We start from the raw sequence: 13476 nt of genomic DNA, 5'->3' as shown, positions 1-13476 counted from the left end.
TTGTAAAAATAGTTGTAAAAGATTCCAATATTGATTATAATAGAAATATATTACAAAAGAGCAACTTTGGAGGGAAAAAATGAGGATTAAATCTAAAGTAGAACGTGAAAGAAAAGTAAAAGCTAAAAAATTGATTTGGGAAAAGAAAAAAGAGAAAACTCCGAAAGAAAAATTGTCAAAGCAGGAGAAAAAAGAAAGAAGACTGCAGCAAAAACAATATAAAAAAGAAAACAAAAAAATCAAGCAAGTCGGTGAAAAGATACGTTTTGGTATCCGTCAAAAGCTGGTAGCAGGTTTTATGATTCCAGTTGTGTGTATTATGGTTTTAGGTGTTTTCTCTTATTTAAAAGCATCGGATGGTTTAATATCCAATTATGAACAAGCAACGGATAATACCGTTAATATGGCAACTAAATATATGGAATTTGCTTTTAGTTCTGTAGATTCTGTTGCGTTACAATATGTAAGTAATTCGGACATTACATATTATATACGCGGTTTATCCAAAACTACATCTCAGGCAAGATTATCCTATGTTATGGAAGTTAGTAATGATTTAATGGTCAGAGCCAGTCTAGACCCTTTTATTGAAGAAATCCACATTATAACTCCAAGTAAAGTTCCTTTGTTTACTAGTAAAATGAAAATATTGGATGGGTTTAATGAAGAATTTATAGAGACGGAAGAGGGTAAAGTTCTTAAAAGAAAAGACAATAAAGGCTATTGGATAGGCGAACATCCATTGGTGGATAGTAAATTAGACTTAAACCCTGACAAGTATGCATTATCCGTAATACATAATTTAGCTTCTGGTCAAGGAAGTATTGTAACGGATATTAGTATGAAAGGCATAGTCAACTTTTTAAGTGATCTTGATCTTGGTAAAGGCAGTATTGTAGGAATCATTACCGGTGACGGTAGGGAAATCCTAATAGAGAAAGATAATAATAATGAAGCCAAGACAATTGTAACAAGCAGTAAAGAGTATGATGGAAATGATTTTCGTTTTAGTTTAAAAAGTTTCTTCCAAGATAGTTTAAATAAGGAAGAGGCATCTGGTTCTGAATATGTAGGTTACAAATCACAGGATTATTTATATTTGTATAGTAAAATTGGCGATACAGGAGTTACTCTTTGCAGTATGGTACCAAAAGCCAATATTATGAAGCAGGCTAATGATATTAAAAATATTACCCTGATTATTGTAGCTATAGCTTGTGTTATTGCAGTAACCATTGGTATGCTTATGTCCGGTGGTATCAGCAATAGTCTTAAGAAAATTAATTATAACTTAAAACAAATATCAGAAGGTGACCTAACAGTTCAAGTTTCTGTAAAACGTAAAGATGAACTGGCAACCTTAGGGTATAGCATTACAGAAATGCTTAATAATGTCCGTGCTCTGATACAAAAAGTAGCAAATGTCAGCGGTCTTGTTTCTAATTCTTCAGAACATGTTGTGGATGCTTCCAGAACTATTGAAGTAGCAAGCACTAACATCTCCAACGCCATTGAAGAAATTGGACGTGGTATTGCAGGGCAGGCAGATGATTCACAAAACTGCTTATTGGAAATGGATGCATTATCACAAAAGATAACAACCGTTAATGATAACATTATTGAAATTGAAAGGGTAACCGATGAAACGAAAGGATTAATTACTCAAGGTATTACTACCATGGAGGAATTGACAAAACAGTCAGAGGCTACCAGCGGTATTACCAAATATGTTGTAGATAACGTAATTGCGTTAGAAAATAAATCCCATGCAATTGGCAAGATCATTCAGGTAATCAATGGTATTGCTGACCAGACTAATTTACTTTCTTTAAATGCTTCCATTGAAGCAGCAAGAGCCGGTGAAATGGGAAGGGGCTTTGCAGTTGTTGCAGATGAAATTAGAAAATTAGCAGAAGAATCTCTGGAGGCTTCTAATGAAATTAAGAAAGTAATCCAGGAAATCAGCCAGCAAACAGAAGATACCGTATCTACTGCGAAGAAAGCTGAGAATATCGTAAATATGCAGACTCAGATAGTAGATGAAACCATCAAAACATTCCATGATATGAATACCGGAGTAGAGAAACTAATCAGCAACCTAACTACAATTGGTCAAAACATGAAGAATATGGATAGTGCAAGAGAAGGTACTTTAAGTGCCGTAGAAAGCATATCTGCTATCTCTGAAGAAACATTAGCGGCATCCGTTTCTGTAGATGATACGGTTAATGTACAGTCCGATGCAGTTAAGGCATTAGATGAAGCAGCGAAAACATTAAATGAGAATGCGAAGGATCTAAACGAGGCAATTAATAGTTTCCGTATATAATGATAGGTTAGAGGTAGTAAACAATTATGAAGTTACATATTATGTGTATATGAACACATAGACTTGTTTCATAAATTTCAAAATGATATAATAGGTCGAAGATAAATCAAGTTTAAAAGATTATCTTCGGCCTATTTTGCATTCTGTGGAGATATCAGGGATTCTGCTAAAGTTGATTTAAAGTTCAATCCTATTAATAAAGCTACTATACATACAAAAGGAGTAAGATGAAATGAACCGTCAAATATCAAAATTAGTAATTTATCGAGATTTAGGAAATAACAGCATACTATATTCTTTAGCAGAAATTATTGGGAAATTAAGAAAAAGTTCGGATGGAGAGTATGGTACTACTAATGTTAATAAAGAAGAAATTACTTCACAAATATATGTTCAAATTCACCGGCTCTTAGAATTAGCTACAGAATACGGATTTGATACCAACCTTTGGCACAATTACTTAGCTTTTATACTGGCTACCAATGAAAATCCGTTCAGCATAACCTGTGAAAAGGTAGGAGCAAGAGAGGGGTCTGTAAACCAGTTTGCAAAAAGTGATTTTAAAATCTTTAAACAATTATTTGAATATAACTTTAGCGAAATTGAAAAAGAATTAGAGATCAATTGTTTTAGCATCATACAGAATTATCATGCCGTTGTAAAAAACGGTAAGAGATACAATAGAAGTGTAAGTGAAAAAGTCCGATTGTTAAGTACACAAATTGAACAGGCAAAAGACGAAGATGAAATCTTTCACATCGTTACTGACTTTTACAGGGATTATGGCGTTGGTAAATTCGGCTTAAATAAAGCATTCCGCATTCATCACAAAGATAATAAACCGATAATATATCCAATTACCAATACGTCAGAAATTCATTTGGATGATTTAGTTGGTTATGAGATTCAAAAGAAAAAACTGGTGGATAATACAGAAGCCTTTGTAGAAGGCAGAAAAGCCAATAATGTATTACTTTTTGGAGACAGTGGTACCGGTAAGTCTACCAGTGTGAAAGCTATACTGAATGGTTATTATAGCAGGGGACTTCGCATGATTGAAATCTACAAACACCAATTTGAAGACCTGTCGGCGGTGATTTCCCAGATTAAGAACAGGAATTACAAATTTATTATATTTATGGATGATTTGTCTTTTGAGGAATTTGAGATAGAGTATAAATATTTAAAAGCAGTCATTGAAGGCGGGCTTGAAATCAAACCGGACAATGTACTTATATATGCTACCTCTAACCGGAGACATATAATCAGAGAAACCTGGAGTGACCGTTCGGATATGTCAAAGGATGAACTTCACCGTTCTGATACCATGCAGGAGAAATTATCTCTTGTTGCCAGATTCGGTATATCCATTAATTTTTCAGCACCAACCCAGAAAGAGTATTTTGACATTGTGAAAGGACTTGCAAAACAAATTCCTAATATGGAGTTAACAGAAGAAGAATTATGTGCCAAAGCAAATATATGGGAATTAAGCCATGGTGGTAAATCGGGAAGAACCGCCCAGCAATTTATAAATTACTTAGCAGGTCAGATAAAACAGTAAGACCCTTTTCCATATAAGCCGGTATATGACCTGGTACGAGGTAAAAATTGCATTCTTATCTTTTGCATAACATCTTTTTTGCATATAGGTTATTGACAAAAGAAATTAATATATATAAAATAAGGTAATTGATAACCATTCGCAAAACAGAAAGAGGTGATCATAGGTGGATAAGAAAGAACATATACCATTATCCCAAAAACTTTCCAGAAAAGAAAGAATCATGGAACATCTTAGAGCTAATGGATTTCGTATAACTACTCAAAGAAGGGTATTATTGGATATCATATTGGAAGACGAATATTCCAGTTGTAAGGAGATTTATTATAAAGCAGTAAAAGAAGATTCTTCTGTAGGAATTGCTACTGTTTATCGCATGATAAATACTCTGGAAGAATTAGGGGTCATTAATAGAAATAAATTATATAATTTAGAATATGATACTTTATCTGCTTCACCGGAAGAAGAAATTTTATTTGTGGATGAGAATACGAATCAATCCATTATTCTAAAAAAGGGAGATTGGTTTGAGAGTCTTAAGAAAGTTTTACGAGAGGCAGGGGTACAGAATTTAGCCAATTTATCCATTGTAATAAAAAATCAAAAACAGCGGATTGAGCATAGTTGTGACGAACAGGCATGTAAAGATTGTTGCTGTACGAAGACCAATTGCAAATACCATTGTAGAACCTCGAACTTAAATAGTACTGAAGACTCAAAAAAAATTACAACTTGTACTTGTAAATAAGCAGTTATTGATTAGTACATAATGTATCACTCTTACGCCATTTGAAAGTAAGATTATCCTTCTTATAGGTAATATAATGATGCTAACTAGAATTTATTACATTTAGACCTTCTTTGATATAATAATCAATAGGAGGTCTATTTTTATTGAAAGTTAGATTACAAAGAGTCTTTCGCTTCTTTTAAATTCCATTATTTTTTAAATCGATAATAATTTTTTCACATGTACTACAATAAAATGCATCCACAGAAGGCTCTTCCGATAAACTGTTTAGTTTTATTCTTTTATTCAAAAATGGAAGTTTTGACTTTTCTTTTTTACTAATCCATTTTAAAGAATAGCGATCACTTGGAATGTATCCTTCTTCCATTTCATTTGTACAATACGGACATTTCATAGTAACACCTACTTTACTTATTTATATGTAATATCATCTGGTATAACAATTGCCTGCATTATTGTTAAGGTAACATACTAAGTCGCGTCGCGTTGTGTTGCCTAACCATTGAGAAACAGCATAAAACGTCTCATATAGAGTTACACACAATGGGGATTTTATCTGTAATTCCCTCGTTAACCCATAAATTATATTGGTTTAAAATAGTATATCATAAAATCACAGCTTATGCGGGAGAGCGTTAAAATTAATATATCTTTTTGTTGAATTTAAAATTGCAAATATAAAAACAGGTATTTCGAATCAACCTAATAGCTATAGATTCCTATTGTATTCTCATTTTTTTCAAGAGAACTATATTTTATTGTTTCTTCAACTTCAGAATGCACTAGCAAATTATTCGATGTTTTTTAAAATAAAGTATTGACAGCAATAAAATGATAGTGTACTATATAACTAGTTCACTAATGATTAAGTACATTTGAAAGGAGGTTGAACATGGAATTTGATAATAATATTCCAATCTACATTCAGGTCATTGCGGATATTAAAAAAGATATTGTGACGGGTGTTATTCAGCTGGGAGAAAAACTTCCTTCCGGCAGAGACTTGGCATTAAAATATCAGATAAATCCCAATACTGCTAATCGGATATATAAAGAATTAGAAGGGGAAGAGGTTTGTTTTACTAAAAGGGGGTTAGGAACCTATGTCACTATGGATGAAGAAAAACAAAAATCCATTCGAGAGGAAATGGCAGGTACCTTAATAGACAATTTTATAGCAGGAATGAAAGACCTTGGATTTAAAAAGGAAGAAATTATTAAAATAATTGAAGTAAAATATGATGCAATATCGTTTTAATATGTATAGGCTTTTCCAATAAGTAATTAAATGTTTATAACGGGGTATTCAGTATAAAAACAGCTGACTAAAGGAGCAATTATCATTAAGAATCTTTCTTTATATTCATTCTTAATGGATTATATATAAAATAAATTTATAATAGGACAGGAGAGTAAAATTATGGTATTACAATGCAAGGATTTAGTAAAAAAGTATTACAGTAAAACAGCCGTAAACGGCATTAACCTTGATATTGATCAGGGCAAAATATATGCACTGCTTGGACCAAATGGCAGCGGTAAAACCACATTTATGAAGATAGCAGCAGGGTTAGTAAAACCAACCAGCGGAACCATTACTTATAAAGGAAATCAAATAGGACCTGCTACCAAGAAGAGAATTGCCTACATGTCAACAGAACCCTTCTTTTATAACTATATGACAGTGGCGGATGTGGGTAAATACTACAAGGATTTCTTTGAAGATTTCGATGAAAAGCGTTATGGAGAATTAATTGACCGTATGGAATTAAATATGACGGATAAATCAAAGACCTTATCTTCCGGTTTAGCAGCTAAATTAAAAATTGCAGCAACTTTAGCAAGAAAAGCAGAGTTATATATGTTAGATGAACCTCTGAACGGCATTGATATTATAGCAAGAGATAAGATAGTAACCACCATCTTAGAAGCAGCTAAAGAGGATGTAACACTACTTATTTCCAGCCATTTAGTAGATGAGTTGGAAAAAATAATTGATAATGCAATCTTTGTAAAGAATGGAAATATTGCTTTGATGGGTGAAGCAGAAGAATTAAGAGTAAAACATGGAAAATCAATTGTAGAACTTTACAAAGAAATATATGCGTAATAGGGGGAAATGTTAATGCTAAAATTAATGAAATATGAATTTAGAAAACAAGCTTTTTCAAAAATGGTTATACTTTTATTAGTAGGTTTAATTCAATTGTTATTCTTTTTTGGTGTTGTAACAGATAAAAATGATGTGATTGGTACTGCAATGGGAATTTTATCTGTATTTACTTTTGGAGCATTATTTTTTATGGCATTTGAGGCTATTATTACCTTTAGTAATGATTTGAAACAAAAATGCAGTTATATGCTGTTTTTAACACCTCATACTAGTTACAGTATTGTAGGTGCCAAGGTTTTAGCAGCAGCGATTCAAATTATATTGGCAGGTATTGCTTTCTTTTTAGTGTTCTTTCTAGATATGGCTGTTCTAGTTGCTAAATACGATCAGATAGAACTTATAACAGAAATGCTTCATAGATTTTTACAAGAAGTATTTTCATTAAATATTCAATTAAAAGATATTATTGCAGTAGTAGCAGTTATTATTACAGCTTGGATCAGCACAATCACAGTTGCATTTTTCTCCATTACATTAAGTAGCACTTTTCTGGCCAACTTTAAATTAAAGGGCTTGGTAAGTTTCTTGATATTTATCGGGATAAATTATGTATTTGGTGTAATAGTGAATATGGGACTTGGCAGAGTATATGACATAAATAATTTTACTAATTTATCCATGTACTATATACTCGAGAGTTTATATCTTCTTGGCTTCACAATTATTACCTATGTAGGAACTTCCTGGATGCTGGAGAAGAAAGTCAGTGTTTAATACAGTTTGGTAACAATTAACTTTATGATAAATCAGAAAGTAGGTGCCTTATGAAAAAAATCATCTTATTATTTCTATCATTTGTAGTATTCATTGGTATCATGTTAGGAAAAGATAAAGTATCAAGAAAATATTATCTTGCTAAGTAAATAAAAGCAGCTTATTTAACATGGCCGTGTGTTAGTGATAATAGCACTTATGATAAATCTTAGAAGAACAAAAGATTAAAATCAGAATTACAAAAATTCGGATTAAAGAAACTGCCCATTGTTAAATACCTTAGATAACTAAAGTATTTTATTAAAAAGGACTTGAATGAAGTGAATTCCAAACGTTGGTTTATTATACCTTCGTTTGGAGTTCAGTTCATTCAGGTCCTTTTTACGTTATAAGGTGGAGCCGTTTTTCAGTGGAAAGATGGTGAAGTGATTGGGGACATTCATTAAATGAAAAATTACCTTAAATGATATTGTGATACAGTGAAATGAAGGATTGTCTTGAATTGTTTTATTAGATAGAGTAAAATGATTTAGGTAATTATTTTAACCTTACAGCATTATTATATAAGTTGAAATTAGAAAGGTGTTACTATGATTTATTTAGATTATGCAGCCAACACTCCAGTGGATCCTAAGGTGTTGGACACATTTTGTGAAGTATCTTTAAAATATATGGGTAATCCCAATTCACCACATAAACCGGGGGTTGATGCAAATGAACGTATGAGGCAATCTACTGTAGAGATTGCAGATTTGCTGGGAGCAAAAGAGAATGAAGTAATTTATACTTCCGGTGCCAGTGAATCCAATAATATGGCTATAAAAGGAATTGCAGGAAGATACTCCAGATATGGCAAGCATATTATTACGACATATTTGGAACATGCTTCCGTTACAGGGCCGGTAGCCGCATTACAAAACAGCGGATTCGAAGTGGATTTTGTAAATATATCAGATAATGGCCAAATAGATTTGGAACATTTAAAAGAATTAATCAGAGAGGATACTATATTAGTATCCATTTGTTATGTAGATAGTGAAGTAGGAACCATACAGCCAATAGAAGAAATCAGTAAAATTGTACATGCCAAGTCACACTGTTATTTTCATGTAGATGCGACTCAGGCAGTTGGTAAGATTCCGGTAGCATTTGAACCGGCTGATTTAATGACTTTCTCGGCTCATAAATTCTATGGAATTAATGGAAGCGGTGTATTATTAAAGAAAGAATCCATTATGTTAGAACCATTAATCCATGGCGGGTTGAGTACCACCTCCTTCCGAAGCGGTACTCCGACGCTTAATTTGGCAGCAGCAACACAAAAGGCCCTAACGATTGCTATAGAAGAAATGCAAAAAAGATATGATTATGTAAAAGAGTTAAACAAAGGGTTAAGAGATGCTTTAACAGCATATGACATAGTTAAAATCAATACACCGGAGGCGGGTTCTCCATTTATACTTAATATTAGTATAAATGGCATTAATACTAACAAATTGCAGGGAGAACTAGATAAAGAAAATATATTTGTAGCCACGAAATCCGCTTGTTGCGCACCGAATACGGTATCCAGGCCGGTATATGCCATAACGAAAGATAAAAAGCTGGCCTTGTCAACCTTGCGTATCAGCCTTAGTCATTTAACAACAAGGGAAGAAATTAAAGAATTCATGGATACATTTGACAGATGCTTAGCATCAATGAAATAGAACCTGTTTAACAGGTATCTGATACCATTGGAAGGAACCTATTAGAAAGAGGATATGTATGGAGAATTATAAAGACGTAGAAAGAAGTATTATAAAAAGATTCCGAAAAGAGATTTGGAGGAAATTTATAACTGCAATAAATGATTATCAACTAATACAGGAAGGAGATAAAATTGCAGTTTGTATCTCCGGCGGGAAAGATTCTATGCTGCTTGCAAAATGTATGCAGGAATTACAAAGACACGGCAAATTTAAATTTGAGGTGGAATATTTGGTTATGGATCCAGGTTACAATCCATACAACAGACAGGTAATATTGGATAATGCAGAATTTTTAAATATACCTATAAAGATGTTTGAGTCCGATATATTCGATATAGTAGCAACGGTGGATGAATCACCTTGTTATCTATGTGCCAGAATGAGAAGAGGTTATCTATATAAGAATGCCCAGGCATTGGGATGTAACAAGATTGCGCTGGGTCATCATTTTGATGATGTTATAGAAACTACTTTAATGAGTATGTTATATAGTGGGCAGGTAAAAGGTATGATGCCCAAACTCCATAGCACCAACTATCAAGGAATGGATTTAATAAGACCATTATACATGGTAAAAGAAGCCGATATTATTGCATGGAAGAAATACAATAATCTGCAATTCATTCAATGTGCATGCCGTTTTACAGAAAACTGTGTGCTTGGTGATAATGGCGGAGGCTCTAAACGTGTGGAAATGAAAGAGTTGATTAAGAAGTTTCGTCAGACCAATTCCATTATAGACATGAATATCTTCCGAAGTATGCATAACGTAAATCTGGATACGGTAATCGGTTACCAGAAGAAAAATAAAATGTATAGCTTTTTAGAGGAATATGATCAAGTTAATGAAAATGATTGTAGTGGAGCAGATGATATGTAGTTATGGGGAAATGAAAGAAATGCAAATGGAAGAAATACAAAATAAATGAAATACAAAATAAATGAAATGCAAAATAAATAAAATACAGAATAAATAAAATACAGAATATATGTAATATAAGAAATACGAAATCCAAATGAGAAAGTAAGATATATGAAATACGAAAGAAATTAGGTGATTGCTTGAAGAAATATAATAAGTTAATAATTTTGATGGTTTGTATTATATTGGGAATGTTTATGATTCCCAATGTTCAGGCAGCAACCGACCAGCAATATATTCGAGTAGGATTAGAAAGCCGTTTTAAGAACCGAAGTAAAATTACCATAAAGAGCAAAAGGATTGGAATTGGTTATTGTGTTAATAACGGATTTCGGGAAGAAATTAATCTGGTCAGCAATTCCGGCTTTTCCTATTCATCTGCTCAGGGCTATTATTTTAGTATCCAGAAGGACTTTAAAAGTTACAGTCAGGCAAAACAGGTTGTAGAATCAATGAAGCAACTTGATGTAATTGCTTATCCGGTTATAGTGTACCGCAATACATGGAATGTGTACATAGGAGGGGGCACCGACAAGGAGAATGTGAAAGCACAGCTTGGTAAGGTAACCGGACGCTTTGGCTTTACCTATTCAGATATTATGAAGGATAATCAATACCGCATATTGGTGGAGGGAGAGGAAGACCGCTTTCTTATTGATGTAAATAAACATATGGCCTATCCTCAATTTGTTTCCGGTACTTATAATTCTTCCGGCGTTCCCCTGCTGGATCTGGATTCCTATCGTTACCGGGGACGAATTGAAATCGGAAGATATAAAAGTAATTCACTAACAGCAGTAAATATTGTGAATCTGGAAGAATACTTATATGGCGTTGTACCTGGTGAAGTAAGCAGCAGTTGGCCCAAAGAAGCCTTAAAAGCACAGGCAGTCTGTGCCAGAGGTTATGCTATATTAAAAGCCGGATTTCGCAGTGACTCTAATGTGGATAAACCTTATAAAATAGACGACACCACAAAAAGTCAAGTATATAAAGGATATGATGTGGAAACGAAAGCAACCAATCAGGCTGTGAATGAAACAAAGGGAGAAACGGTAACCTACTATTCCTCCACCAGCGGAGGAAGTACGGAAAATGTGGAGGATGTATGGAGTATCACCTCCCCTTATCTTAGAAGTGTTCCTGACTTGTATGAAAATGAACCGGCGCTGAAACCGTGGGTAATCAAACTTTCAAAGTCTGAAATATATTCCAAACTTTTGGATAGAGGAATGCAGGTGGGAAGTGTATTGGAAGTAATACCGGAAATACGTACCAGCTCAGGAAGAGTATATTCATTAAGGATAAAAGGAACCAAAAAAAACGTGGTATTGCAAACAGAAATCATTCGTTCTGCTTTATCCTTATATAGCACGAAATTTAAAGTGATAAAATATGGAGATAAGCCAGATTATGTTGTTATGCAGGGAAGTTCCGGAAGTGAAAGAAAACAAATAAGCAATAGTTATGTAATCGATGGAAATTGTCAGGTAAAAAAAGCCAGCCAATCCTTAGAACAATATATTGTTTTAAGTGAAGATAATCGAACTAACTTTCCAAGAATTACACCGAATAATGATAACATGATTTATTTTGCAGGGCAGGGATATGGACATGGTGTAGGTATGAGCCAGTCCGGTGCGAAAGGAATGGCAGATGCGGGGTTTACTTATAAAGAAATCCTGGAACACTATTTTACTGGAACCGAGGTAAGATAATATTATATAGAGTATAGATGGTAATCTTGTTTAATCAATTGCCAGAACAGATTAGGAGAACAATATGACAAAGGAAGATTTTAATTTTTATTTACCGGAAGAACTAATTGCACAGGACCCCTTGGAGGATCGTTCCAGCTCCAGACTATTGGTATTGGATAAAGAAACAGGGGAACTAGAACATAAAGTATTCAAAGATATTATTGATTACCTGAAGGAAGGAGACTGTCTTGTTATCAATAATACGAAAGTAATACCTGCAAGACTCATTGGTGAAAGAGAGGGAACGGGAGCTAAAGTGGAACTGCTTCTCTTAAAGAGGCAGGAAAATGACGTGTGGGAGACTTTAGTAAAGCCAGGAAAAAAAGCAAAGACAGGAGACCGCATCAGCTTTGGAGATGGATTACTTGTAGGTGAAATCATTAAAGTAGTAGATGAAGGTAACCGGCTAGTAAAGTTTTATTATGAAGGGATATTTGAAGAAATCCTGGATAAGCTTGGACAGATGCCCCTTCCACCTTATATTACCCATCAGCTAAAAGATAAGAACCGTTATCAAACCGTTTATGCTAAATATGAAGGTTCTGCAGCCGCACCAACAGCAGGTTTGCATTTTACAAAAGAATTACTGGAGAAAATTGCTGCAAAAGGTGTAACCATTGCTAATGTTACTCTTCATGTAGGTCTTGGAACTTTCAGACCAGTTAAAGTGGAGAATATTAAAGAACACCATATGCATTCAGAGTTCTATCATATTGAGGAAGAAGAAGCGAAGAAGATTAATGATACTAAGAAGAATGGCGGTAGAATCATCTGTGTAGGAACTACAAGCTGTAGAACTGTGGAATCTGCAACGGGAGAAGATGGTATGGTGAAACCGGGCAGCGGCAATACAGAGATATTCATATATCCGGGTTATAAATTCAAAGTTTTGGATGCCTTAATCACCAACTTCCATTTGCCAGAATCTACACTAATTATGCTGGTTTCTGCCTTAGCAGGAAGAGAACATGTACTGCATGCATACGATGAGGCGGTAAAAGAGAAATATAGATTTTTTAGTTTTGGAGATGCAATGTTTATAGCTACGGGAACAGGAAATAAATAATTTTAAGTATGTTAATGGATTGAAAATCAATTATATGAAACTCTGGTAAATGAAATGCAAATATATAACTTGATTATAGATTTGTTTAGCACTAAGGAAGGAGATTTTAGTGATTGATATTATTTTAGAAGTTTTTGATTTTGTTTTAATTTATTTGTAGATGAATCTGTATAAATTAATCAGAAGAAGAGAAAGAAAGTTATAGTATTTTTATTTGTTTCCTTGCTTATAGTAGCATTAAATACAGAAATAGCAATCTACTTTCAAAAAATAAACGTAGTTATAATATTCTTATTTTTGCTATTAAATATAGTCGTCGCAATTTTCTGGTGTATATAAAAGAAATAGAATTAAAAAATGACATAAGAGTTTTGCAATTACGATTTATGATATTACTAAGGGGATTATTTTTTGTGAGCTTTAACTTACAAAAAATAATCCCCCTT

The 13476-nt window shown here is 33.5% G+C and carries 11 protein-coding genes; 10 read left to right on the top strand and 1 reads right to left on the bottom strand.

Going from position 1 to position 13476, the window contains the following annotated elements:
- Positions 1-79 precede the first annotated feature (79 nt).
- From RT261_RS06005 to RT261_RS05995, 3 genes are all read left to right on the top strand, one after another.
- Positions 80-2329 carry a methyl-accepting chemotaxis protein gene (locus tag RT261_RS06005; RefSeq protein ID WP_313130640.1) on the top strand — a complete coding sequence of 750 codons (2250 nt, stop codon included), beginning with the start codon at positions 80-82 and terminating at the stop codon, positions 2327-2329.
- 232 nt (positions 2330-2561) lie between these two features.
- Positions 2562-3893 (top strand): ATP-binding protein, encoded by a 1332-nt coding sequence (locus RT261_RS06000; protein WP_313130638.1) that lies wholly within the window; start codon positions 2562-2564, stop codon positions 3891-3893.
- A gap of 166 nt (positions 3894-4059) precedes the next feature.
- Complete coding sequence (locus RT261_RS05995; protein WP_313130636.1) at positions 4060-4641, top strand: Fur family transcriptional regulator; 582 nt, start codon at positions 4060-4062, stop codon at positions 4639-4641.
- A gap of 181 nt (positions 4642-4822) precedes the next feature.
- On the opposite strand, the gene RT261_RS05990 is transcribed toward RT261_RS05995, so the two are convergent.
- The gene (locus tag RT261_RS05990; protein WP_313130634.1) at positions 4823-5038 is read right to left on the bottom strand and encodes a PF20097 family protein; all 216 of its coding nucleotides are present in this window, start codon (positions 5036-5038) and stop codon (positions 4823-4825) included.
- 498 nt (positions 5039-5536) lie between these two features.
- Here RT261_RS05990 and RT261_RS05985 point away from each other — a divergent pair, with 498 nt between their 5' ends.
- The 7 genes from RT261_RS05985 to queA all read left to right on the top strand — a co-directional run bounded on the left by RT261_RS05985 (position 5537) and on the right by queA (position 13030).
- Positions 5537-5902 (top strand): GntR family transcriptional regulator, encoded by a 366-nt coding sequence (locus RT261_RS05985; RefSeq protein WP_313130633.1) that lies wholly within the window; start codon positions 5537-5539, stop codon positions 5900-5902.
- 162 nt (positions 5903-6064) lie between these two features.
- Positions 6065-6754, top strand: a complete 690-nt coding sequence (locus RT261_RS05980; RefSeq protein ID WP_313130630.1) for an ABC transporter ATP-binding protein — start codon at positions 6065-6067, stop codon at positions 6752-6754.
- Between the two features lie 15 nt (positions 6755-6769).
- Positions 6770-7531, top strand: coding sequence for a hypothetical protein (locus RT261_RS05975; protein WP_313130628.1), 762 nt, complete (start codon positions 6770-6772; stop codon positions 7529-7531).
- Positions 7532-8121: 590 nt separating this feature from the next.
- Positions 8122-9240 carry a cysteine desulfurase family protein gene (locus tag RT261_RS05970; RefSeq protein WP_313130625.1) on the top strand — a complete coding sequence of 373 codons (1119 nt, stop codon included), beginning with the start codon at positions 8122-8124 and terminating at the stop codon, positions 9238-9240.
- Between the two features lie 58 nt (positions 9241-9298).
- Positions 9299-10162 (top strand): tRNA 2-thiocytidine biosynthesis TtcA family protein, encoded by an 864-nt coding sequence (locus tag RT261_RS05965; RefSeq protein ID WP_313130623.1) that lies wholly within the window; start codon positions 9299-9301, stop codon positions 10160-10162.
- A 182-nt stretch (positions 10163-10344) separates the two neighbouring features.
- Positions 10345-11922: a SpoIID/LytB domain-containing protein gene (locus RT261_RS05960; protein WP_313130621.1), complete on the top strand. Its 1578-nt coding sequence runs from the start codon at positions 10345-10347 to the stop codon at positions 11920-11922.
- A 64-nt stretch (positions 11923-11986) separates the two neighbouring features.
- Positions 11987-13030 (top strand): tRNA preQ1(34) S-adenosylmethionine ribosyltransferase-isomerase QueA, encoded by a 1044-nt coding sequence (gene queA / locus RT261_RS05955; protein WP_313130618.1) that lies wholly within the window; start codon positions 11987-11989, stop codon positions 13028-13030.
- Positions 13031-13476: the final 446 nt, after the last annotated feature.

Origin of the sequence: Anaerocolumna sp. (assembly GCF_032079385.1) — a bacterium.
Lineage (GTDB): Bacteria > Bacillota > Clostridia > Lachnospirales > Lachnospiraceae > Anaerocolumna.
Note: the sequence above shows the minus strand (reverse complement) of the source record. Positions and strands in the feature narration are given on the sequence as shown.